The sequence below is a fragment of the Roseicyclus marinus genome (assembly GCF_036322625.1).
Classification (GTDB): Bacteria; Pseudomonadota; Alphaproteobacteria; order Rhodobacterales; family Rhodobacteraceae; genus Roseicyclus; species Roseicyclus marinus_A.
The window spans coordinates 2471388-2494791 of the sequence record NZ_AP027266.1; the positions used below are offsets into that span (position 1 = coordinate 2471388).

At 65.0% G+C, this 23404-nt stretch carries 24 protein-coding genes and 1 pseudogene; 23 read left to right on the top strand and 2 right to left on the bottom strand.

All coding sequences use genetic code 11. From position 1 onward, the window contains the following. Positions 1-123 precede the first annotated feature (123 nt). The 8 genes from AABA51_RS11780 to AABA51_RS11815 all read left to right on the top strand — a co-directional run bounded on the left by AABA51_RS11780 (position 124) and on the right by AABA51_RS11815 (position 5721). Positions 124-516, top strand: a complete 393-nt coding sequence (locus AABA51_RS11780) for a thiol-disulfide oxidoreductase DCC family protein (protein WP_338272079.1) — start codon at positions 124-126, stop codon at positions 514-516. A gap of 9 nt (positions 517-525) precedes the next feature. Then, positions 526-765 carry a hypothetical protein gene (locus AABA51_RS11785; RefSeq protein ID WP_338272081.1) on the top strand — a complete coding sequence of 80 codons (240 nt, stop codon included), beginning with the start codon at positions 526-528 and terminating at the stop codon, positions 763-765. Between the two features lie 189 nt (positions 766-954). Continuing rightward, the gene (locus AABA51_RS11790) at positions 955-2061 is read left to right on the top strand and encodes a class II histone deacetylase (RefSeq protein WP_338272083.1); all 1107 of its coding nucleotides are present in this window, start codon (positions 955-957) and stop codon (positions 2059-2061) included. Positions 2062-2130: 69 nt separating this feature from the next. After that, positions 2131-2832, top strand: coding sequence for a CoA transferase subunit A (locus tag AABA51_RS11795; RefSeq protein WP_338272084.1), 702 nt, complete (start codon positions 2131-2133; stop codon positions 2830-2832). Between the two features lie 7 nt (positions 2833-2839). Next, entirely contained in the window at positions 2840-3883 is a 1044-nt protein-coding gene (locus tag AABA51_RS11800) for a GSCFA domain-containing protein (protein WP_338272086.1), read from the top strand. Beyond that, complete coding sequence (locus AABA51_RS11805) at positions 3880-4689, top strand: hypothetical protein (RefSeq protein WP_338272087.1); 810 nt, start codon at positions 3880-3882, stop codon at positions 4687-4689. The genes AABA51_RS11800 and AABA51_RS11805 overlap by 4 nt, the downstream gene beginning before the upstream one ends. A 5-nt stretch (positions 4690-4694) precedes the next feature. Then, the gene (locus AABA51_RS11810; protein ID WP_338272088.1) at positions 4695-5318 is read left to right on the top strand and encodes a 3-oxoacid CoA-transferase subunit B; all 624 of its coding nucleotides are present in this window, start codon (positions 4695-4697) and stop codon (positions 5316-5318) included. Further along, positions 5311-5721, top strand: coding sequence for an acyl-CoA thioesterase (locus AABA51_RS11815; RefSeq protein ID WP_338272090.1), 411 nt, complete (start codon positions 5311-5313; stop codon positions 5719-5721). The genes AABA51_RS11810 and AABA51_RS11815 overlap by 8 nt, the downstream gene beginning before the upstream one ends. A gap of 7 nt (positions 5722-5728) precedes the next feature. On the opposite strand, the gene AABA51_RS11820 is transcribed toward AABA51_RS11815, so the two are convergent. Further along, a complete protein-coding gene (locus tag AABA51_RS11820) occupies positions 5729-6535 on the bottom strand; it encodes a lytic transglycosylase domain-containing protein (RefSeq protein WP_338272091.1) in 807 nt (268 codons plus the stop codon). 291 nt (positions 6536-6826) lie between these two features. On the opposite strand from AABA51_RS11820, the gene AABA51_RS11825 reads away from it, so the two are divergent. From AABA51_RS11825 to pdeM, 14 genes are all read left to right on the top strand, one after another. Continuing rightward, positions 6827-7066 (top strand): hypothetical protein, encoded by a 240-nt coding sequence (locus AABA51_RS11825; protein WP_338272093.1) that lies wholly within the window; start codon positions 6827-6829, stop codon positions 7064-7066. 219 nt (positions 7067-7285) lie between these two features. Beyond that, entirely contained in the window at positions 7286-8116 is an 831-nt protein-coding gene (gene cpaB / locus AABA51_RS11830; protein WP_338272094.1) for a Flp pilus assembly protein CpaB, read from the top strand. A 208-nt stretch (positions 8117-8324) separates the two neighbouring features. Continuing rightward, positions 8325-9698 carry a type II and III secretion system protein family protein gene (locus AABA51_RS11835; protein ID WP_425328808.1) on the top strand — a complete coding sequence of 458 codons (1374 nt, stop codon included), beginning with the start codon at positions 8325-8327 and terminating at the stop codon, positions 9696-9698. Between the two features lies 1 nt (position 9699). Next, the gene (locus AABA51_RS11840) at positions 9700-10344 is read left to right on the top strand and encodes an OmpA family protein (RefSeq protein ID WP_338272095.1); all 645 of its coding nucleotides are present in this window, start codon (positions 9700-9702) and stop codon (positions 10342-10344) included. A 242-nt stretch (positions 10345-10586) separates the two neighbouring features. Then, positions 10587-11951, top strand: coding sequence for an AAA family ATPase (locus tag AABA51_RS11845; protein WP_338272097.1), 1365 nt, complete (start codon positions 10587-10589; stop codon positions 11949-11951). A gap of 17 nt (positions 11952-11968) precedes the next feature. Beyond that, on the top strand, positions 11969-13423 hold the full coding sequence (locus AABA51_RS11850) for a CpaF family protein (RefSeq protein ID WP_338272099.1): 1455 nt from the start codon (positions 11969-11971) through the stop codon (positions 13421-13423). An 8-nt stretch (positions 13424-13431) separates the two neighbouring features. After that, entirely contained in the window at positions 13432-14397 is a 966-nt protein-coding gene (locus AABA51_RS11855; protein WP_338272100.1) for a type II secretion system F family protein, read from the top strand. A gap of 16 nt (positions 14398-14413) precedes the next feature. Further along, a complete protein-coding gene (locus AABA51_RS11860) occupies positions 14414-15397 on the top strand; it encodes a type II secretion system F family protein (RefSeq protein ID WP_338272102.1) in 984 nt (327 codons plus the stop codon). 30 nt (positions 15398-15427) lie between these two features. Then, the gene (locus tag AABA51_RS11865) at positions 15428-16012 is read left to right on the top strand and encodes a tetratricopeptide repeat protein (RefSeq protein ID WP_338272103.1); all 585 of its coding nucleotides are present in this window, start codon (positions 15428-15430) and stop codon (positions 16010-16012) included. Positions 16013-16052: 40 nt separating this feature from the next. Beyond that, the gene (locus tag AABA51_RS11870; protein ID WP_338272104.1) at positions 16053-16910 is read left to right on the top strand and encodes a tetratricopeptide repeat protein; all 858 of its coding nucleotides are present in this window, start codon (positions 16053-16055) and stop codon (positions 16908-16910) included. Beyond that, the gene (locus AABA51_RS11875) at positions 16910-17431 is read left to right on the top strand and encodes a prepilin peptidase (protein ID WP_338272105.1); all 522 of its coding nucleotides are present in this window, start codon (positions 16910-16912) and stop codon (positions 17429-17431) included. The genes AABA51_RS11870 and AABA51_RS11875 overlap by 1 nt, the downstream gene beginning before the upstream one ends. Before the next feature lie 87 nt (positions 17432-17518). Further along, positions 17519-18838 (top strand): ATPase, encoded by a 1320-nt coding sequence (locus tag AABA51_RS11880; protein WP_338272106.1) that lies wholly within the window; start codon positions 17519-17521, stop codon positions 18836-18838. Positions 18839-18951: 113 nt separating this feature from the next. Beyond that, positions 18952-21375 (top strand): ligase-associated DNA damage response DEXH box helicase, encoded by a 2424-nt coding sequence (locus AABA51_RS11885; RefSeq protein ID WP_338272108.1) that lies wholly within the window; start codon positions 18952-18954, stop codon positions 21373-21375. A gap of 40 nt (positions 21376-21415) precedes the next feature. Beyond that, the gene (gene pdeM, locus AABA51_RS11890; RefSeq protein ID WP_338272110.1) at positions 21416-22120 is read left to right on the top strand and encodes a ligase-associated DNA damage response endonuclease PdeM; all 705 of its coding nucleotides are present in this window, start codon (positions 21416-21418) and stop codon (positions 22118-22120) included. Positions 22121-22158: 38 nt separating this feature from the next. On the opposite strand, the pseudogene AABA51_RS11895 reads toward pdeM, so the two are convergent. Next, a pseudogene (locus AABA51_RS11895) lies at positions 22159-22881 on the bottom strand (LytTR family DNA-binding domain-containing protein); the annotation flags it as partial. A 153-nt stretch (positions 22882-23034) separates the two neighbouring features. Between AABA51_RS11895 and AABA51_RS11900 the strand changes: the two are divergent. After that, positions 23035-23397, top strand: a complete 363-nt coding sequence (locus AABA51_RS11900) for a PaaI family thioesterase (protein ID WP_338276563.1) — start codon at positions 23035-23037, stop codon at positions 23395-23397. Positions 23398-23404 lie beyond the last annotated feature (7 nt).

The following is a 23404-nucleotide window of genomic DNA, read 5'->3' on the forward strand; positions in this document are numbered from 1 at the left end:
CAGGCTCGGGGCAGAGGACGGGTCAGGAGGCCAAAGCCTAGATGTTCGCACCGCGAGGTCCAGCCCCCCTCACGGGGTTGTAAGCCGGTTGACCCCGACGCGATGCCAGCTAGCTGGCCTGCCATGGCGCAGACACGCATCCTTTACAATGATCGCTGCCCGATCTGCCGGGCCGAGATCACGCATTACCGCAAGCGCGCGACGGCGGCTGGCGCGCCCCTGTCCTTCGAGGATCTGAACAGCGCGGATCTGGGCGATTGGGCCCTGACGGCGGATCAGGCCAAGCGGCGGCTTCATGCTGCACTGCCCGATGGGCGTATCGTAAGCGGCATTCCCGCCTTTGCGGCGATCTGGGCCGTGCTGCCCGGCATGGGATGGCTGGCGCGGCTGGTCCAGATGCCGGGGATAAGAGGATTGGCCGATTTCGCCTATAACCGGATCGCGGCCCCGTGGCTCTATCGCCGCCAGATGCGCCGCGAAAGGCAGGGCCTTGCCCAGAGGGACGGGCAGGCCTAGGCTGTCCCCATGTTCACCATCGAACACGAATTCGACGCGACGCTGATCACCCTTGTCGATGACGGCGAGGCGGGCCAACCGCTGCAAGAAGACGTGAGCATCGCGGCCTTTGCGGAATGCATCACGGTCACGCAATACGATCCACGCACGGATCGGGAACAGGTGATCACCCTGTCGCTGGCACAGGTGCGCGACCTGGCTGCGGCGCTGGACCTGCCCGAAGGGGTCTACCGTCTGGAAAAGGGCTGAGACGCACAGCCCGGTTTTCGTCGGGCGCGCTTGTGACTTTCTGACATCTTTTCTGACGATCCTGACGAGAACCGTAATCAGCCTTGCAACAGCGCGACCTGTCCCCAGCCTTGTCCACAGGCAAAGATCGCCATGGACAGCCCCCTGACCCAGCCGCCATACTTGCCCCGCAACAGGGGAAGGGACGCCATGGCCACCGGATTTTTCGTCAATGAACGCTGCTTTTGGCATTCGGGCGGGAATTACAGCTTCCTTGTCCCGGTCGGCGGGTTGATGCAGCCTTCGACAGCGGGCGGATTGCCCGAAAACCCCGAAACCAAGCGCCGGTTCAAGAACCTTGTCGAGGTGACGGGGCTGATGCGCGCGCTTGCCACGCCCGATGCCGACCCCGCGACCGAGGAGGATTTGCGCCGCATCCATCCGCAAAGCTATCTCGACATGTTCCGCCGCAAAAGCGCGGAGGGGGGCGGCGAACTGGGCCTGAGAACACCCTTTGGCCCGGATGGCTACGATATCGCGGCGCTGTCCGCAGGTCTGACCAAGGCCGCGCTTTTCGAGGTGCTGCAGGGGCGGCTCGACAATGCCTATGCCCTGTCGCGCCCGCCGGGCCACCACTGCCTGCCCGATTTTCCCAACGGCTTTTGCCTGTTGAACAATATCGCCATTGCTTTGGAGGCCGCACGCGCCGCAGGGCTGGCCGACCGGGTCGCCGTGATCGACTGGGACGTGCATCACGGCAACGGGACCGAGGCGATCTATTACGAACGCGCCGATACGCTGACCATCTCGATCCACCAGGAACGCAATTACCCGCGCGATTCCGGGGATTTCGAAGATCGCGGCGCGGGCGCGGGCGAGGGGCTGAACCTCAACATCCCCCTGCCCCCCGGCGGTGGCCATGCCACCTATCTGGAGGCTTTCGAGCGGCTGGTGATCCCGCAACTCCATGCGTTCCAGCCCGATGCCATCGTGGTGGCCTGTGGTTTCGACGCTTCGGGGGTCGATCCGCTGGGCCGGATGATGGCGGGGTCCGAGACCTTTCGCGCAATGACCGAGATGACGATGGAGGCGGCATCGGAACTGTGCGAGGGCAAGCTCGTTCTGACCCATGAAGGCGGCTATTCCGAGGCGCATGTGCCCTTCTGTGGCCATGCCGTGCTGGAGGCGCTTTCGGGAAGCCAGATCACCGCGCCCGACCCGCTCAAGGATCGGATCGACAGCCAGCAGCCCGGCCCCCGGTTCGAGCATTACTGTTCGACCCTGATTGCCGAGATGGAAGCGGCGCTGGAGGCGTGAGGCCAAGTTGACTTCGCCGCAACGCGGCGGCAGGGTGCGCGGCGACCACCAGATCAGGGGATGCTTACGATGAAAAAGGTCTACGCTTCCGCGGCGGATGCGCTCGACGGTGTTCTGTTTGACGGCATGCTGATCGCGGCGGGGGGCTTTGGCCTCTGCGGTATTCCGGAACTGCTGATCGACGGGATCGTGGCATCGGGCGTCAAGGATCTGACCGTGGCCTCGAACAACGCGGGCGTCGATGATTTCGGCTTGGGCAAGCTGTTGGCCACCCGCCAGATCCGCAAGATGATGTCGTCCTACGTGGGCGAAAACGCGGAATTCATGCGCCAGTATCTGAGCGGAGAGCTGGAGCTGGAATTCAACCCCCAAGGGACGCTGGCCGAGCGCATGCGCGCGGGCGGCGCGGGGATTCCCGGTTTCTACACCAAGACGGGCGTCGGCACCGTGATCGCCGAGGGCAAGGAGGTGAAGACTTTCGACGGGCAGGATTACATCTTGGAACGCGGGATTTTCGCGGATCTGTCGATCGTCAAGGCCTGGAAGGCGGATGAGACGGGCAATGCGGTGTTCCGCAAGACGGCCCGCAACTTCAACCCGCCTGCTGCGATGTGCGGAAAGATCTGCATCATGGAGGTGGAGGAGATCGTGCCGACGGGATCGCTTGACCCCGACATGATCCACCTGCCCGGCATCTATGTGCATCGCCTGATCCAGGGTGAGCACGAGAAGCGGATCGAGCAGCGGACCGTTCGCCCCCGCGCTGCCTGAGGGCAAAATGGCGCGCTCCCCCTACAGCGGCCTGCCGCAACGCGCCTTCTGGCGTGGCGGCGTCGCGGGGGTGGGGCCGTTCGATCTGCCCGATCTCTACAAGCCGCGATCTGCCCTGACCCCGGAAACGCGGGTCTTCACCGCGGGCTCGTGTTTCGCCCAGCATGTGGGCGGCGCGATGAAGCGCGCGGGCCTTGGCGTGATCGATAGCGAACCCGCCCTGCGCGGGATGCCGCCCGAGACGGCGAAACGCTTTGGCTATGGGGTCTATGCGGCGCGTTTCGGCAATATCTACACGGTCCGCCAGTTTCGGCAGCTGATCGAAGAGATGCTGGGGCTTTTCAACCCGGCACTTCCCATCTGGGAAAGGGACGGCCGGTTCTGGGATGCGCTGCGCCCCGGCGTGGAACCCGAAGGGCTGGCAAGCCGCGACCAGGTGCAAGAGATGCGCGCCCAACACCTGATCGCGCTGGCCCGCGCCGTCGAAGAGGCCGAGGTGATGGTGTTCACCCTTGGCCTCACGGAAGCTTGGGAACATCGCGAAACGGGCACGATCTATCCCACGGCCCCGGGCACCATCGCGGGGGAGTACGACCCTGATGTCTTCGCCTTCCGCAACCACGGTGTCGCCGAAATCCTGGAGGATTTCACGGCGCTGGAACGGATGCTGGCCGAGATCAATCCCGCCATGCAATGGATCCTGACCGTGTCGCCCGTGCCCTTGGCGGCCACGGCGAGCGGCGATCATGTGTTGGCGGCGACGATGCGGTCGAAATCCGTGCTGCGCGTGGTATGCGACCTGTTGCGCGACAGTTCGGCGGCGATCGACTATTTCCCCTCCTACGAATTGGTGATGTCGCCCGCCCATGCCTCTGGTGCCTTCGCCCCGGACCTGCGCAGCGTCCGCCCCGAGGTGGTCGAGGGGATCATGGGCCTGTTCCTTGCATCGCACGGTCTACCCGCTCAGCCCGAGGCTGCGGCCGCAGAAACGCCCGATCCCGAAGATGACCCGATCTGCGAGGACGTGCTTCTGGACGCGTTCCGCCCATGACGCGCCGGATCGCTGTCATCGGAACCTCCAACATCGGCGCGCTGAAATACGCAAGCCCCGCCATTGCCATGGCTCACCCGGAGCTTGCGGTGACATTCTGGGGGCTTCCGGGCGGAAAATTTGCTGAATGTGCGGTTAACGAGGCGGGGATTTTCCAGCCTTCCCAAAGGGATGACGATCTGTGCAAGCTTGCACGGCGCATCAACGGGGCAGAAGGGATCGACCTGAGCACCTTTGATGCGACCCTGGTGATCGCCGACACGATGGGCCTGCCCTCGGTGCTGTTCGTGGCGGGCAATTACGACGTGGTCGATTGGCCGATCCGCCGGGACAAGCCGCTTTTGTCCCTGCCCGGCTTCCGCGCCGCGATGGAAGAGGCGATCGCCCTGCGCGCCGATGATCTGGCGCGACAGTTTCGCGGCGTGACGCCCCTGTTCCTCGCGCGGGCACCCTATCCCACCACGGTGGTGACACGGCGGGGACCCTTGCGGCTGGAACCCTTCGCCTCGGTCGCAAACCACCCGGAGGCCGCGCGGATCGAGGCGCTTTACAACGAGGCGCTGGAACAGGCGCTGGCGGCGCGCGGCATGACCTATGTGCCGCAACCCCAAGACACGATCGCCGCTCCGTTTCTCACCCGGCCCGAATTCGGTGCAGGGGCGATGGATTTCCGCGCGGCAGGCCGCGTGCTGGACGATCACCGGCACATGAATGCCGCGTTTGGTGCTTCGCTTTTCCGCGCCTTTGCGCTAGCCCTAGGCCCCGACATGACCGGGGCCGCCCCGATACCTCAGATCAAGGAGTGACGCCCATGTGGGACCGGAACCAGATGGCCGCCCGCGCCGCGAAAGAACTGCGCGACGGCATGTATGTGAACCTTGGCATCGGCATCCCGACGCTGGTGTCGAACTACATCCCCGAGGGCATGACCGTGACCCTGCAATCGGAAAACGGGATGCTGGGCATGGGCCCCTTCCCCATCGAGGGGGAAGAGGACGCCGACCTGATCAATGCGGGGAAACAGACCATCACCGAATTGCCCCACACCGCCTATTTCGACAGCGCGACAAGCTTTGGCATGATCCGGGGCGGCAAGATCGCCATGGCGATCCTCGGCGCGATGGAAGTCAGCGAAAAGGGCGATCTGGCGAACTGGATGATCCCCGGCAAGCTGGTGAAGGGCATGGGCGGCGCGATGGATCTGGTCGCGGGCGTGGGCCGGGTTGTCGTCGTGATGGATCACGCCAACAAGCATGGCGAGAGCAAGGTGCTCAAGGAATGCACCCTGCCGCTGACGGGCACCGGTGTCGTGGACCTGATCATCACGAACATGGGTGTGCTGGAGGTGGTCGAGGGTGGGCTGAAGATCCTCGAACTGGCCGATGGCGTGACCGAGGCCGATCTGCGCGCCGCCACGGAAGCCACGCTTGTCTGATCCGGTTGCCGCATCCACGGCGGAGCGGACCCCCCAAGGCACGCTGACGCTACAGACCGTGCCGATGCCCGCCGACACCAATTCGGGCGGTGATGTCTTTGGCGGCTGGGTCGTCAGCCAGATGGACATCGCCGCAGGCACCACCGCGATGGACCGCGCACAGGGGCGCTGCGCGACGGTCGCGATCGAGGCGCTGCGCTTTCACGCGCCGGTTCTCGTCGGCGACCTGTTTTCGGTCTACAGCCAGATCACGCGGACCGGGCGCACCTCCATCACCATGCATATCGAGGCCTGGGTGCGGCGCCAGCGGACCGGCGAACGCATGTTGGTGACAGAGGGCGATTTCACCTTTGTCGCGATTTCCGCCTCGGGGGTGACGCGCCCCTTGCCGCCCGAAGCCTGAGCCCGGATCAGTTGACCGCGATGGGCTGAAACACGCAACCGTCCGAGATCAGCTCGGGCGGGGTGCGGCACAGGCTGCGCGCCACCATCCATGTGGCCAGAACCTTGGGCACGTAATCGCGGGTCTCGGCAAAGGGGGGCACGCCGTTGTTGCGCTGCACCGCCCCTTCGCCCGCATTGTATCCCGCAAGCGCCAGAAGCGGATCGCCGTCGAATTCCGCAAGCAACCAGTCAAGATAGGCGACACCGCCCGCGATGTTCTGGCGCGGATCGAAGGGATCGGTCACGCCAAAGCGCGCCGCCGTATCGGGGATGAGCTGCATCAATCCCTGCGCCCCTGCAGGGCTGCGCGCATCGGGGCGGCCCGAGGATTCGACCGCCATCACCGCGAGGACGAGAGCGGGCGAAACCTGGGTGCCGATGCTCGCCATCAAGATGTCAGTCCCATGGCTTTCGATGATGCGGTGCAAGGTGCCCAGGCGCGGGATGTCGAGATCCGCCGCCTCCGGTGCCGCCGCCAAGAGATCCTGCGCCGCCCAGAACCGCGCGGTATCGGCCGGAAGCCTGGGCGAGATCGCCTGCCAGAACCAATCTGACGCGCCGATTGTGCCCATGCCCTCCACGCCCGGTTCGATCAGGGGCACGAGCCTGGCTGCCGGGGCGGGGGCGGTCGAATTGCGGGCATGTTCCTCGGCGGTGATCTGGATCGTGATGCGCGGTCCGGTCTGACCCTCCGAGGGCGCGGCCACGCGCCGGATCGCGGCACCCTGCGCGGGGTCGGATGCAGGATTCTGGGCATGGCTCGCGCCGGCCATCAAAAATGCCGACACAAGCGAAAGGGCGCACATACACGGGTGCCACATCTTGGACCTGCCTACCATTCAACTGCCCGGGGCTGCCTTGTTTCATTGGCTTTTTCTGCCCTTGGGCGGATCACATAGCACGAAATGCAGGGTGAATCTGCCCTTAAAGCACCCGAGAGAATCCCAAATCATTGCCAGAACGGGCCCAAATCCTGCCCCGATTCACCAGCAAAAAGAGCCCATCCCAAGCGGCCAAACGGCCAAGGGCGCAACGCAAGACCTAACCTCAGCAGGAGATAGAAGATGACCAACCTGATCAAGAATTTCGCCAAGTCCGAATCCGGTGCCGTGACGGTTGACTGGGTCGTGCTGACCGCCGCCCTCGTGGGCCTCGGCATCGCCGTCATGGGCGTTGTTTCGGGCGGTATCCAGAACCTGTCCACCGACATCAGCACGCAGCTGACTGGTCAGGGCATCACCACCAGCTTTGCAACGGCTGAGCCCGAAGTGACGCCCGAGCCCGAAGTGACGCCCGAAGGCTGATATCTCACGGCTTCACGCCTGACGGACCGGCCGCGCCAAACAGGGCGCGGCCGTTCTGCTTTCGGTGGGTCGCGCAGCGACAGAAAGCCTGTGCCGCGTGAATTCCGCGTCACGACCACAAGAATGCCGAAATTGACCGTAAAGACACACCCAAGGACAGGTACCGGGCCAAGGCGCATCTGATGCCACCGCGCACGGTTTGACGAAAGGATCACGCAGATGAGACTCGTTTTCGGATTGGTGCTGCTCTTGGGCCTCGGGCTTGCGGGCTTTGCGGTCAAGGTCGCGATGGACCGCTTCGGCCAATATCAGACGGCCCTGGCCCAACAGCGGCAGGCGATCGTTCCCACCACCGAGGTTTTCGTCGTCACCCGGCAGCTGCGCTACGGTGAGCGGCTGTCGCGCACGGATGTGGCCTCGGTGCGGTGGCCCGCAGATCACGTGCCCTTCGGCGCCTTCACCTCCATGGAACAGATCTTTCCGGCCGGAAATCCGGGCCCGCGCACCGTGTTGCGCATGATGGAACGTCACGAGCCCCTTCTCGCGATGAAGGTCACGGCCCCGGGCGAGGATGCCGGCGTCGCCTCGCGCCTCGAGGAAGGAACGCAGGCGTTTACGCTGCAGATCGACGTGGTGGCGGGCGTGTCGGGCTTCCTGCGTCCGGGCGACCGGGTCGATGTCTACTGGACCGGGACGGGCCGTGACGGCGATGGGGTCACCCGCCTGATCCGCTCCAGCCTCGAGATCATCGCGCTGGACCAGACCGCGGACAGCGACCGCAACAACCCGATCATCGCGCGCACGATCACCTTTGCCGCGCGCCCGACCGATATCGCGGCCCTGACGCAGGCGCAGGCCTCGGGGCGGCTGACCCTTGCCCTTGTGGGGATCAACGATGCCACGACCAGCGAAACGGTCGAGGTTTCGCGCGATGAATTGCTTGGTGAACGGGAGGAAATCGCCGCAGCACCGGCCGCGCCGCGGATTTGCACGGTGCGCAACCGCCGGGGTTCGGAGGTTGTGGAAACGCGGGTGCCTTGCACCAACTGACTGGCAACATGGCGAAAAACCGGTGGGGGCCGCGGGGCGTTGAGCCTTGCGGCCCTTGGTTAATCGTTCAGTCATGATTGCGCCAACGCCACAAATTTACGACTAAAGACTTAAGAAATATTGCCTAAAGTTAATTTTTGGTTCACGGTCCCGGCCATGCGGTGCGCAAGACACCGGTCCACGACGTGATCAATGAGGCGGGATCACAATGAGCATGATGACGCTCCTGCGCGCGGCGTTTCTGGCTGCGGCGCTGGCATCGCTACCTGCCGTCATGGTGACGGCCCAAAGCCTGCGGGTGGTCGAAGGCCAGACATCGGCCACGCTGTCGGTGCCCATGAACCGCGCCGTGGTGGTGGAAAGCGATCTTCTGTTTTCGGAAATCAGCGTCGCCAACCCGGCCATCGCCGATATCGCGACGCTCACGGAACGCTCGATCTACGTGCTGGGCCGCGCGCCGGGGCGGACGACGATGACGCTTTTGGGGGCCGATGGCGCGCTGATCGCGAATGTCGAGGTGCAGGTCGTGCCCGATGTCGCCGAATTGCGCGAACGCCTGCGGGAAATCCTGCGCCAAGAGCCGATCGAGGTCCGCACGGCCAATGACGGCATCGTGCTGTCGGGCACGGTCAGTTCCGGGCGGGTGGTCGAACGGGCGATGGAGCTGGCCGAGCGCTACACGCCGGGGCGGGTGTCGAACCTGCTTGTGGTGGGGGGCAGCCAGCAGGTGATGCTTCAGGTGCGCTTTGCCGAGATGAGCCGGACGGTGCGCCAGGAGCTGGGCCTGAACATGACGGGCCTGAACGCGTCGGGCGGCAACATCACCGCGCTGAATGCCGGAAACCAGGTCACCTTTCCGCCCACACCCAACGCGCCCGGCGGTCTTTTGGGCTTTGGGCTGAACGGCAGCGGGTTCCAGTTCAACATCTTGCTCGAGGCGCTGGAGACCGAGGGGCTGGTGCGGACGCTGGCCGAGCCCAACCTGACCGCCCTGTCGGGCCAGACCGCCGATTTTCTTGCCGGGGGGCAATTCCCGGTTCCGGTCCGCGACGAACGCGGCGAGGTGAGCGTCCAGTTCCAGCCATTCGGGATCAACCTGCAATTCACGCCGACCGTGGTCGATGACGACATCATCAACCTGTCCATGGCGAGCACGGTCAGTTCGATCGACACGACCATTCCGGGCACCGGGGCCGTGCCGGGGCTGCGCACGCGCGAAGCTTCGACCACGGTGGAGCTGCGGGACGGCGAAAGCTTTGCCATCGCGGGCCTGTTGCAGGACGATTTCCGCGACCAGATCGGCCAGGTGCCATGGCTGGGCGACATCCCGATCCTTGGGGCCCTGTTCCGGTCGTCGAGCTATCAGCGCGAGCAATCCGAACTGGTCATCATCGTGACCGCCCATCTGGTGCGCCCGGTGCGGGGCGAGGCGCTGGCGCTGCCGACGGACCGGGTGACGATCCCCACCGAGCGGGAGTTGTTCCTGCTGGGCCGCACGGCCGGCGCACCGCGCGCGGGCACCGCCGCAGGCGATGTGGCGCGGCAGGATTTCACCGGCTCCTATGGCTATGTGTTGGATTGAGATGAAACTGGTCGCCAGAACGCTCACCGCTCAAAGGGTCCGCGCCATCGGCCTTGCCCTGCCTGTGCTGACGGCGCTTGCCGCCTGCGGGCCCGGGACCGGCGGGGATTGGAACCGCGAAGCCGGGGCGCAGATCCGCGACGCGGGCTTTGGCAGCCCGACCACGAACAATGCGCTCTACCACAGCGGGCAGCTGCACTATGCGCAGGTGCTGAGCCAGCGCTTTGCCCAGGAGGTTCCGACCACCGTCACCTTTGCCTTCAACTCGGCCAGGCTGGATGCGGAGGCAGAGGCGGTCTTGCGCCATCAGGCGGCGTTCATGCGGCAATTCCCCGAGGTCCGTTTCTCGGTCTACGGGCATACCGATCTTGTGGGCAGCGCGGGCTACAACCAGAGGCTCGGGCAGCGGCGCGCGCGGGCGGTTGTCCACCATCTGGTGGCGCTTGGGGTTGAACGATCACGCCTCGACGCGCTGGTGTCGCTGGGCGAAACCCAGCCCATCGTCGCGACCCAGACCGAGGAACGGCGCAACCGGCGCACGGTCACCGAGGTCACGGGTTTCGTCGAAAGGCACCCGGCAGTGCTGGATGGCCGCTACGCCCAGATCGCCTATCGCAGCTACGTGGGCGGCAGCGCCGCGCAATAGCGGGCCGGGTCACGCGGTCGGAAAACGGCAGGGTGCCGTTTCCAAAAGCGGATCGATAAGCCCGCAAATGCAAACGAAAACCCGCTTTTTGGTCCCATTGTTGCCTCTTTTCGCGGTGATTGTCCAAGCATCGAGAACCGCGTCGAGGTCCCCATCACGCACTGATGCGGAGAATCGCCGGAGCTTCGAGCGGTCGGTGATCAAGAGGTCCCGGGAAAACCGGGCAGCAGAGGACAACGGGAATGAGCAGCGGACTTGCCTTGCGATCGGAACCAGCCCTCATCATCGCCTGCACGGTGTCGCGGGACGTGCACCGTTTCGCGCTTCTGATCGAGGATATGGAGACGGAGTTGGGCGAAGCCTGGGGTGACCTGAGCTTCGAGGAGGCGCGGTCGTTTCTGGATCAGCCCGATGCCGAAAGGCTTGAATTCCTGGCCCTGGCCGTGACCCCGGACGAGGTTCGGGACCTGGGGCATGTCGGGGAATTGATCGTTGCGGCCAAGGCGCGCGGCATCCGTATCGTGCTGATCGCCCACGAGCTGACCCCGGCGGCGCTTCGGGAATTGCTGCGGCTGGGGGCGGATGATTTCGTGCCCTATCCCCTGGCCGAGGGGGCGTTGCGCGATGCGATCGACAAGATCCGCGCCCCCAAGCCCCCGGCCCCGACCGTGCTGCGGCTGGCGGATGCAAAGACCGATGCCGCGACGGAAACAGACGCCGCGACCCCGGAGCCCGAAGCCACCCCCGAGATCGCAACACCCCCCGCCGAGCCGCAGAAAGACACCGCGGCCGCGATCACACCTGCCGTCATCGGGCCGCGTCTGGAGGGTCAGGCCGCCGTCTTTGCCGTGCAGGGTCTGGCGGGCGGCACGGGTGCATCCACGCTGGCCGTGAACCTGGCCTGGGAACTGGCGACCGCCACCAAGGACAAGGCTCCGAGCGTCTGCCTGATGGATTTCGACCTGCAGGCGGGCAGCGTGTCGACCTTTCTGGACCTGCCGCGCCGCGATCTGGTCATCGAGCTGCTGCAAGAGGCCCAGAGCATGGATGTGGAGGGGTTCAAGCAAGCCCTTCTGGGATACGAGGGCAAGATTTCCGTCTTTCCCGCCCCGCCCGAGCTTTTGCCGCTGGACCTGATCGGCCCGGAGGAGATGGAGGCGCTGCTGAACCTTGCGACGCAGTGTTTCGACATCGTGATCGTCGACATGCCCCATACGATGGTGATGTGGACCGAGACGGTGCTGAACCGGGCCGATGTCTATTTCGCGACCCTCGAGCTCGACATGCGCTCGGCGCAGAACGCGATGCGCTTCCTCAAGGCGCTGCGGGGCGAAGGGCTGCCGGTCGAAAAGCTGAATTTCGTGCTGAACAGGGCACCGGGCCTGACCGATCTGAACGGCAAGAGCCGCGCCCGGAAGCTTGGCGAAAGTCTTGGGGTGAAGATCACCACCTGGCTGCCGGATGGCGGCAAGCAGGTGGCGCAGGCGGGCGACCACGGGCAGCCGCTGGCGCTCAGCGCCAAGCGGAATGCCCTGCGCAAGGAGATCGGGAAACTCGCCAAGGGCCTGCACAAGGCCATGCTCGGCGGGGCCAAGGTGGGCCGGTAAGGACGGGGGGCTGACAGATGTTTGCCAAGTACAAGAAAGGCGCGCAATCCGACGCCACGCCCGGCGTGCAGGCCACACGGCCGATCCCGGTCGCCATGCCGACCGCCCCGGCCAGCACCGTGTTGCGCAAGCCCAGCCCCGTGGCCGAGGCCCCGCGCACGCCCGCGCAGGTGAGCGACGGCGACAAGGATTTCAAGCGGCGCAAGCGTCTGGACGAGATCAAGACCGAGATGCATTCGCGGCTTCTGGACAACCTGAACCTGTCGGCGCTTGAAACCGCCAAGGAAGCCGAGCTGCGGGCCGAGATCACCGCCATCGTGTCCGAACAGCTCAACGAGATGGGCGTGGTCCTGAACCGCGAGGACCGCCAGACGCTGAATACCGAATTGTTCGACGAGGTGACGGGTCTGGGGCCGCTGGAGCCGCTGCTGAAGGACCCGGATGTCAACGACATCCTCGTGAACGGGCCGAACCGGGTCTTCGTGGAACGCGCGGGCAAGCTGTCGCTGAGCGAGGTGCGGTTCAAGGACGAGCGCCACCTGCTCAGGATCATCGACAAGATCGTGTCGGCCGTGGGCCGCCGGGTGGACGAATCCAACCCCTATGTCGACGCCCGTCTCAAGGACGGGTCGCGGTTCAACGCGATGGTGCCACCCGTGGCCGTCGACGGGTCGCTGGTGTCGATCCGCAAGTTCAAGAAGGAAAAGCTCGGGATCGACGACCTGGTGCGTTTCGGCGCCTTTTCCGAGGAGATGGCCGCCTATCTGCAAGCGGCGGTGGCCACCCGGCTCAACGTGATCGTGTCGGGCGGAACCGGCTCGGGCAAGACCACGACGCTGAACGCGCTGTCGTCTTTCATCGACAACCGCGAACGGGTGCTGACGATCGAGGATACGGCCGAATTGCAGCTGCAGCAGCTGCATGTGGGCCGGATGGAAAGCCGCCCCCCCAACGTGGAGGGCAAGGGCGCCGTGACCCAGCGCGATTGTCTGCGCAACGCGCTGAGGATGCGGCCCGACCGGATCATCGTCGGCGAAACCCGCGGCGAGGAAGTGATCGACATGCTGCAGGCCATGAACACGGGCCATGACGGGTCGATGACCACGATCCACGCCAACAATGCCCGCGACGCGGTTTCGCGCCTGGAGAACATGGTCGCCATGGCCGGGATCGAGATGCCGCTCAAGGCCGTCCGGTCCCAGATCGCGAGCGCCGTCAACCTGATCGTGCAGGCCAGCCGCCTGCAGGACGGGTCGCGGCGGATGGTGTCGATCACCGAGCTGACCGGCATGGAGGGCGAGGTGGTGTCGATGCAGGAGATCTTTCGCTTCCAGCGCACGGGGCTCAAGCCCGATGGCACGATCATCGGGCATTTCACGGCCTGCGGTGTGCGGTCCCATTATGCCGAACGGTTCCGGCAATGGGGCTATGACCTGCCCGCGACGATCTACGATCCGAAGATGCCGGAGTAGGCCCCAAGATGCTGTCCCCCGAACCGCTTATCTATATCGGTATCTTCGTCGGCATCGTGATGCTGGTCGAAGGTATCTACCTTGCGATCTTCGGCAAATCGATCAGCCTGAATGCGCGGGTCAACCGCCGGCTTGCGATGCTGGAAAAGGGATCGTCGCGCGAAGACGTTCTGGCCAAGCTGCGCAAGGAGCTGGACCTGCACAAGGGCGCATCGCCGATCCCCTTTTACGCCCTCATCGCGGACAAGGCGCAAAAGGCGAATATCGCCTTTTCGCCGGGGCAGCTGATCCTTGTGATGGTCGCCCTGTCGGTGGCCGCTTTCGTGGGCATGAGCATTCTGACCGCGACCGCGTTGCCCCTGCGGCTTCTGATCTCGGTCGGGATGGGCGTGGGAGGCGTGTTCTACTGGGTCAATTCCAAGGCCAAGAAACGCCTTGCGATGATCGACGAGCAATTGCCCGATGCCATCGAATTGATGGTGCGCAGCCTGCGGGTGGGGCATCCGTTCGTGTCGGCGATCAACACCGTCTCGCGCGAAATCGCCGATCCGCTGGCCTCCGAGCTGGGCATCATCGCGGATGAAGCCGCTTATGGCCGCGACGTGTCGGAATCGATCCGCGCCCTGGCCGAACGGCTCGACAGCCAGGATCTGCGCTTCATGGCCGTCGCCGTGGGCATCCAGCAGACCGCGGGCGGCAATCTTGCCGAGATCCTTCAGGGTCTGTCCGAGGTGATCCGCGCGCGCTTCAAGCTGATCCGCAAGGTCAAGGCCATCACGGGCGAAGCGAAATGGTCCGGCACCTTTCTGTCGGTCTTTCCGCTGCTGGCGCTTGTGGGGATCAACGTGATGCAGCCCGACTATTACGACGACGTGATGGGAACGCCCGTCTTTCTGCCCGCCTGCATCGTGGTCGGGGTCATGCTTCTGATGAACATGATCTTCATGAAGATGCTCGTGAACATCAAGGTCTGAACCCGGAGATTGCGCGATGTCCACCATCCAGGCGCTGTTCGACAGCCTCAACGCCTTTCTTGTCGCGCAATTGGGCGATCTGGGACCGCTGATCGCGGCGGGGGCGCTTGGTGTGCTTCTGGTGCTGATGGCCTTGCCGCCGATGCTGATGAAGCGCAAGGACCCGCTCGACAAGCTCAAGGCGTTGCGGCTGGAGGAGAGCGGCAGCGGGGTCGATGCCGCCAGTCTGCGCCGCGCGGGTGGGTCCGATGCCCGGCTCGACCGGTTCGCCCAATATCTCGAACCGCAGGACCAGACGCAGTACAGCGCCATCCGGCTGCAACTGGTGCGCGCGGGCTACCGGTCCAAGAGCGCGGTGCAGATGCTGCATTTCGCGCAATTCGCGCTTGGCATCGGGGGGCTGTTGCTGGGCACGCTCGCGATCCTGTTCGGGGGCGGCGAGACGATGCAAAGTCTTGTCCTGACGGTTCTGGTGCCGGGCCTCGTGGGCTATTACGGGCCGAAATACTGGGTGACGCGCCGGATTCAGAACCGGGTCGACGAGATCACCACGGGCTTTCCCGACTCGCTCGACCTGATGCTGGTCTGTGTCGAGGCGGGTCAATCGCTGGACCAGGCGATCATCCGCGTGGCCAAGGAAATGCGCAGCGGCTATCCCGCCCTGTCCGAGGAATTCGAGATCGTCGCCTACGAGATGAAGGCCGGCAAGGACAAGACCCGCGTCTTGCGGGACATGGGGGAACGTGTCGGCATCCAGGATGTGAGCAGTTTCGTGACGACGCTGATCCAGTCGGCGACCTTCGGCACCTCGGTCGCCGAAGCGCTGCGCGTCTATGCCGCCGAAATGCGCGACAAGCGCGTGATGCGGGCCGAAGAGAAAGCCAACAAGCTGCCCACGAAGATCACGCTCGGGACGATGTTGTTCTGTCTTCCGCCGCTTCTCATCATCCTGATCGGCCCATCGATCTACGGCATCGCGCAAAGCCTTGGGGGCGGCTGACGGGAACGTGCAGGGACAAGGACCATACACATGACGATGAGGGGGCTCATCATCCTTGCAGGTTTCCTGGCGCTGTCGGCTTGCGTGGAGACGCAGGCCGACGATCTGCTCGATCCCCTGCCGCAAGAGCTGGAGATTGCCGCCCCGGCCGGCACGGTTGTCTTGCAAGACGGTGTGGACCAGTTGCTGGTCGGCGACCGCTTGATGGATGCGGGCCAGCACGATCTTGCGCTGCGCGCCTATTACCGGGCGGCGGCCGAACAGGGGCTGGATGCGGGCGTGCTGACCGCGATCGGGTCGGCGAACCTTGCGCTGGGGCGGATCGGTCAGGCCGAAGACCAGTTCCGGCGGGCCATCGAGCTTGATGACCGCTACGTGCCGGCCTGGAACAATCTCGGCGTGGCCTTGATGGAACAAGGCGAATACGGCGAGGCAAGGCGCGTTTTCGAAAGTGCTTTTTCTCTCGATAGTGGCAGTTCGGACGCTATTCGCGACAACCTTCGACGCGCTATCGCGCGAATGGACGAGACGGTCTATACTGGAGCGAATAACCAAGACGGCCTTGGGCTGTTGCGGCGCGGGGGTGGGGTTTTCGAGCTTCGCCCCGATCCGTGACGGACCCGGGGAACAGAGTTCGAGCAGTAAGAGGTTTCAGATGAGGTTCCACCTCCGGCTTGTACCGGTGGTCGCGGTGACGCTGGCGACAGCGGCGTGCGACATGCCCCGTTCCATGGACGTGAACCGTGCGGACGGCCCCCTGAACACGATCGACGAAAGCAACCTCAACGACATCATGTTGACGGCCGCCGCCCCCGACGAGGCCGTGGCCTATTTCCGCCGCGCCTATTCGGAAAACCCCGCGCGGGTCGATCTGCGGCGCGGGCTTGCGGCAAGCCTGGTGCGGGCGGGACGGGCGGACGAGGCGGTCGCGCATTGGCAGGCCATCGTGGAGAGCGACGCGGCCATCGAACAGGACCGCATCGATTATGCCGGCGCCTTGATCCGGACCGGAGCCTGGGACGAGGCCGAAGCCCAGCTCGACCGGGTGCCCCCCACGCTGGAAAGCTACGAGCGCTACCGTCTGGAGGCGATGGTCGCCGATGCCAACCAGGAATGGGACCGGGCCGACAGTTTCTACGAAACCGCCGTGGGCCTGACGACGCGACCGGCCAACGTGTTGAACAACTGGGGCTATTCGCGCCTGACACGGGGCGATTTCGACAGCGCGGAAAGCCTGTTCCTGCAAGCCATCAGCTATGATCCCGACCTGTTCACCGCCAAGAACAACCTGGTCCTCGCGAGGGCGGCGCAGGGCAATTACCAGTTGCCGCTGGTCCAGATGACCGAGATGGAGCGCGCGCAATTGCTGCATACGGCGGCGCTGGCCGCGATCCGGCAGGGCGAGACGGATGTGGGCCGGGCCCTGTTGGCCGAGGCGATCGAGACCCATCCCCAGCATTTCGAGGCGGCGGTGAGGGCGCTTGCGGCGCTCGATACCGAGGTGCGTGGCTGATGATGCTGGCCCTGAGCACCACCGAGGCGCTGTGGTTTTTGCCCTTCGTGCTTCCGATCTGCCTTTGGGTGGCCTGGAGCGACCTGCGCGCGATGCGCATTCCCAATACTGCCGTTCTGGCCCTGGCGGGGGTGTTCCTTGTCGTCGGGCTTATGCTGGTTCTGGGGATGGGCGTCTGGAGCTTCGAGACCTATCTGTGGCGGCTTGCGGCGCTGGCCATCGTGCTTGTGATCGGTTTCGTGATCACGTCGCTGGGGCTTGTCGGGGCGGGGGATGCGAAATTCGCCGCCGCCATGGCGCCATTCGTGGCACCGGGGGATGGGCTGTTCTTTCTCATGCTTTTCGCGCTGGTCCTGATCGGATCGTGGATCACCCACCGCGTGGCAGGGCGCGTGCCCGCCGTGCGCCGCGCGACCGCGGGCTGGACATCGTGGGACCAGGGCAAGCTGTTCCCGATGGGCGTGGCGCTGGCAGGCGCGCTGGCGGTCTATCTTGCCCTTGGGGTGAGCGCGGGGGTGTAAGCGCCCCCGAGCTTTCAAAAGAGCGCCCAAGATAGGCCGCATTCGCCCCCTACCCCGGTCCCGTTCACTCAAACGGGGCATGACCACATGAACGTCCGGGTTTCCGAAAGCGATCTGACCGCACCACCGCCGCTGCGCAAACTGTCCGACACCGGGCTGACGCCGGTGATGATGCGGGACATCCTGCTCAAGACGGTCTTTCGCAAGAACGTGGAAAAAGCCTCCGATATCGCGCGGGCCATCGCGCTGCCCCTGCCGCTTGCGCAAGAGCTGATCGACGGGCTGCGCGACATGGGCCTGATGCAGGCCACGGGCACGCTGCATGCGACCTCGGGTTCGGAGATGGGGTTCCAGCTGACCGACGGCGGCAAGGCGCGCGCGCTCGATGCGTTGAGCCAGTCGGAATACTACGGCGCGATGCCCGTGCCGCTCGAGGATTACAAGGCACAGGTCAAGCGCCAGTCGATCCGCGACATCCGCCTCACGCGCGAGATGCTGGAACGCTCCATGGGGCATCTGATCCTGCCCAAGGGTCTGATCGACCAATTGGGCCCGGCGGTGGGCTCGGGGCGGTCGGTGCTGATGTACGGCCCGCCCGGCAACGGCAAATCCTCCATCGCCGAGGGCATCCGCAACGCGATGGGCGACACGATCCACGTGCCCCATGCGCTGGCCTATGCCGGTCAGGTGATCACGCTGTTCGATCCGATCGTCCATACGCCGGTCCCCACGACACCGGAGGCCGAGCTGAGCCCGCTGCGGCGTGCCGCGTCGCGGTCGGATACGCGCTACATCCTGTGCACGCGCCCGACGGTCATGACCGGGGGCGAACTGACGCTGTCGATGCTCGATCTGACCTACAATGCGGTCAGCCGCACCTACCAGGCGAGCCTGCAGCTCAAGGCGACGGGCGGTGTCTTCATCGTCGACGACCTTGGCCGGCAGGAGGAACCGCCACAGGCGCTGATCAACCGCTGGATCGTGCCGATGGAAAACGCCTATGACATCCTCGCGCTGCAATCGGGCGAAAAATTCGAAGTGCCCTTCGACACGCTGGTGGTGTTTTCGACCAACTTCCATCCCAACGAGATCTTTGACCAGGCCGCGCTCAGGCGCATCTTTTTCAAGGTCAAGATCGACGGGCCGACGCAGGAGCAATTCCTGAGGATTTTTGCCCTGGTCGCCAAGAAAAAGGGCGTGCCGCTGGACGAGGCCTCGCTGATCCACCTGCTCAAGAACAAGTATCCGGCGATCGACAACGCCTATGCCAATTACCACCCGGTCTTTTTGTGCGACCAGATCAAGGCGATCTGCGAATTCGAGGGCATCCCCTACCAGATGCGGCCCGAATTCATCGACCGGGCCTGGGACAACCTGTTCGTGAGACACGAAAAGATTGTTCACTGAGGCGCGGGCGAAACTGCAGTTTCGCGGCCCGGAAAACGCGCGTTTTCCGGGCCGTTTTGCTGCAGCAAAACGCCCCCATGGCCAAGCGCGCGCAAGCGATTATCTAGGGTGACATGACGCGCGCCCTGCCCCCTGCCATCACCGGCTGGTTCGCCAGCCGGGGCTGGTCGATCCACCCCCATCAGCAAGCCATGCTGGAACGGGCCGATCTGCCCTGCCAATTGCTCATCGCGCCCACGGGCGGGGGCAAGACGATGGCGGGTTTCCTGCCGACGCTCGCCGATCTGGCCGATGGCAGCCACAAGGGGCTTCACACGCTTTATGTCTCGCCGCTCAAGGCGCTGGCCGCCGACATCAAGCGCAACCTGACCGGCCCCATCACGGATATGGACCTGCCCATCCGGGTCGAGGATCGGACCGGCGACACATCCTCCCACACCAAGCGCCGCCAACGCGCCGACCCGCCGCATATCTTGCTGACGACGCCGGAATCGCTGGCGCTGATGGTGTCCTACGAGGATGCGGCGCGCACCTTCGCGGGGCTGAGGCGGATCATCGTCGACGAAATCCACGCGCTGGCCGAAAGCAAGCGCGGCGATCAGCTGATGCTGGCGCTGTCGCGGCTGTCGGCCCTTGCCCCCGACCTGCGCCGCGTGGGCCTGTCGGCCACGGTCGAGGACCCCGCCGCCATCGCCCGGATTCTCGCCCGCCACCCCGACCCTTGCGCGATCCTGCAAGCCGATCCCGGACCCGACCCCGATATCGCCATGCTCACGACCGAGGCCCCGCCGCCATGGTCGGGCGGTGGCGGCAAATATGCCATTCCGGCGGTGCTGGAAGAGATCAAGCGCCACCGCACCACGCTGATCTTTCACAACACCCGCGCGCAGGCGGAATTGTTCTTTCACCACCTGTGGCTGGCCAACGAAGATCAGCTGCCCATCGGCATCCACCATGGCGCGCTGGCCCGCGAACAGCGCGAAAAGGTCGAACAGGCGATGGTCGAGGGGCGCTTGCGCGCCATCGTCTGCACCGGGTCGCTCGATCTGGGCATCGATTGGGGCGATGTGGATCTTGTCATCCAGGTGGGCGCGCCCAAGAACGTGAAGCGCTTGGTGCAGCGGATCGGACGGGCCAACCACCGCTACAACGCGCCCTCCAAGGCGCTGATCGTGCCCGCCAACCGGTTCGAGGTGATCGAATGCACCGCGGCGCTGGACGCCGTGCGCGCCCACCAGCTGGACGGCGACACCGACCATACCGGCCCGCTTGACGTGCTGTGCCAGCATATCCTGATCCGCGCCTGTGCAGGCCCGTTTCACGCCGATGACCTCTTCGCGGAAATCCGCAGCGCAGGCGCCTATGCCGATCTGCCGCGCGAGACATTCGACCGATGCCTCGATTTCGCGGCAACGGGGGGTTATGCGCTGCGCGCCTATGACCAATGGCAACGGCTGATCCAACGCCCAGACGGCCAATGGCAATTGCGCGACCCGCGCGCCACCACCCGCATCCGCATGAACATCGGGACCATCGTCGATGCCGACAAGATGCAGGTCCGCTACCAGAAAACCCGGGGCGGCGCGCCACTGGGCGAGGTCGAGGAATATTTCGCCTCGATGCTGCGCAAGGGGGACACGTTCCTGATCGGCGGCCAGATCGTGCGCTACGAGGGCATGCGCGAAATGGTGGTGGAGGTCAGCCGCACCCCCTATCTCAAGCCCAAGATCGCGACCTTCATGGGCACGAAATTCGCGACCTCGACCCAGCTGTCGGATCGCATCCTGACCATGTTCCGCGCCGAGGATTGGCCCGATCTGCCCGGTCACACCCGCGACTGGCTGCATCTGCAACGCCGGGTCAGTCGGCTGCCCGAACGCGACCGGCTGCTGGTCGAAAGCTTTCCCCATGACGGGCGTGAACATGTGGTTGCCTATGGCTTCGCGGGGCGAAACGCGCAGCAGACCCTTGGCCTGTTGATCACCCAGCGGATGGAGGAGATGGGGCTGAACCCGATGGGCTTCGTCGCCACCGATTATGCAACGCTGATCTGGGGGCTCGACCCGCTGGACGACCCCCGCCCGCTCTTCACCCGCGACAAGCTCATCGAGACCATGGAGGCCTGGCTGGCCGAGAATGCCGTGATGAAGCGCACCTTCAAGGCCAGCGCCCTGATCGCGGGCCTGATCGAGCGCAACCAGCCCGGCCGGGCGCGCAAGACCGGGCGCCAGGCGACATTCTCGACCGATATCCTCTATGACACGCTGCGCAAATACGATCCCGGCCACATCATGCTCGACATCACGCGGGCCGAGGCGATGCGCGGCCTGGTCGATTTCGGCCGGATCGAGGCGATGCTGACCCGGATCGGGGACCGGATCGACCATGTGCGCCTGACCCGCGTCACGCCCTTGGCCGCGCCCCTGTTCCTCGAGCCGGGGCGGGTGCCCATCGCGGGGGCGGCCGACCAGCGCCTGCTGGAGCAGGAGGCGGAGCGGCTGATGACCGCCGCCGGTCTGGTCGAGGTGACGCGCTGACCCCTTGCAAGAGCGGTCCGGCGACGATTATGAACAAAGCATGAACGCCCTGCCCTTCGAGTTTCGCGGCGAAACGCTGCACCTGTTGCCGTCGGGCGCGCTGCATTGGCCCGCGCGGCGGCTGTTGTGCGTGTCGGACCTGCATTTCGGCAAAGCCGACAGGTTGGCCCGGTCGGGCGGGCCGATGCTGCCCCCCTATGACACCGAAGAGACGCTGACCCGGCTGGCCCAGGACATCACCGAAACCGCCCCCGCCGAGGTGATCTGCCTTGGCGACAGTTTCGACGACCTGGAGGCCGCGCGGGGGCTTGGGGCGGCGCTGGTTGCGCGGTTGACGGGGTTGATGGCGGGGCTCTCTTGGACATGGATCCTTGGCAATCACGATCCGGGCCCCATCGATCTGGGCGGCTCCTGCCGGTCGGAAAGCCGGATCGGGCCGTTCGTCTTTCGCCATATCGCCGAGCCGACCGGGACGGGCGAGGTGTCGGGACATTACCACCCCAAGGCGCGCATCACGCTCCGCGGTCGGACCCTGACGCGGCGCTGCGCGCTGCTTGATGATCGCCGCCTGATCCTGCCCGCCTACGGGGCCTATACCGGCGGGCTGTTCTGCGACCGGCCGGAATTGTCGGGTCTCATGGGCGCGGGGGCCGAGATGCTGGTGCTGGGCGCGCGCCCGATCCGCCTGCCGATGCCCCGGCCCCCCGCTTCGAAAAGCCCGGCCCTGCGCAGCTCTTCCACATAGGCATCGCTGACCGGCAGCGACCCGCCCGAGCGCAGATAGGCCAGATGCCGTCGCCCATCGGGCCGCACGCCCAGCAATTCGGCCTTGGCCACCCAATGCGAGCGGTGGATGCGATACCCCGGGATCTGGTCAAGCTCGCTCAGCGCATCGCGAAACCGCATCCGCACGCGGCCCTTTTCCTCGGTGGTCGTGACATGCAGGAAATGATCATCGGCGGACACGACCAGAACCTCGCCCGCCAGCGCGGTATCGCCGCGATCCAGAAAGCCCGGCCGCGCCGGACCCTCAGTGGGCCGCGCTTTCTCGACCATCGCCAGCTGGTCCTGCGCCAGGCGGCGGACCCGTGCCACCTCGTAGCGGACAAGGGCCACGCAAAAGGCGATCAGCCCCATGATCACCGTGAATTCCGCCAACCACAGGATGTCCCCCACATCGAACCGGAAAACCACGAGGTTGACGCCCCAGACCAATGGCCCCAGCACCAGCGCCTGAACCACGGCCACGCCCATCAGCACGACAAGCGTTTCGCGGCGCAACCAGGCAAGGATCACATGACGCACCAGCGCCGCCACCAGAATGGCCAGGGCATTCACGCTCCCCCAATAGACAAGGCGTTGCCCGAAATCATAGGACATGACATCGTTGTAGGGGGCTGCGACAGTCACGGCCAAAGACAGGAAAACCCAAGCCAGGCCACGATACACCCAGATCGCAAGCCCATTCGCTTTCGATACGGTGTTCATTCCAAAGTCCATCATCATAAACTAAAGTTATATGTAAATACGAGTAATCCTCTCAGCCGCAGGCATCAACCCCAGCCCGGGAAATATTCTTTCGTGCCCTACACCAAGGACCAGGTTCTACCCCCCGCCGTGGAAAGGGCGATCCGCGACAGCTTTGCGCGTCAGGGGCTCATGTCCACGATGCAGGCGCAGATCCTGCATGTCGGATTTGGACAGACCGTCTTGCGGATGCCGATCACCGATGCCGTCGGCCAGCAACACGGCTTTGCCCATGCCGGGGCCAGCTTCGCGCTCGGCGACAGCGCGGCGGGCTATGCCGCCCTCTCGACCATGCCCGAAGGATCCGAGGTGCTGACCATCGAGATGAAGATCAACCTCATCGCGCCGGCAAGCGGGCGCTTCCTTGTGGCCAGGGGCGAGGTGCTGAAGGCTGGCCGCCGCCTGAGCGTGGTGCGCGCCACGGTCGAGGCCGAGGCCGCCGACGGAAGCCGCAAACCCGTGGCGCTGTTGCAGGGAACCATGATCCCGAGCTGACGATCCC